A 263-nucleotide genomic window follows, 5' to 3' on the forward strand; every position below is an offset into this window, starting at 1 on the left:
ATTGGAGAGCCTACTCTCATAGAAGTAGAACCATTTACTGACGACCAAATTAAAGACTTAGTTAGAGCTGAGTATAGCATTGGTCACTACCTAGCTTTAGATAGAATTGCTGAGCTTAGTCGAGGAAACCCTAGATTGGCAGTCATGGCTGCTAAACTCACAAAAGAGGAAGGTACTTTACAGAGTATTGCTAATATAGAAAGTCTTTACGACCAATATTTCTCATCGATTAAAGACGGTTGGCAAGAAATAGGAATAGATAT

1 protein-coding gene is annotated in these 263 nt (G+C 38.0%); it reads left to right on the forward strand.

From position 1 onward, the window contains the following. The coding region (locus R0J92_RS23880) for a hypothetical protein (RefSeq protein ID WP_411053505.1) at positions 1-263 on the forward strand (263 nt) is incomplete at both ends.

The organism is Tritonibacter sp. SIMBA_163 (assembly GCF_046535935.1).
GTDB classification, from domain to species: Bacteria; Pseudomonadota; Alphaproteobacteria; order Rhodobacterales; family Rhodobacteraceae; genus Epibacterium; species Epibacterium scottomollicae.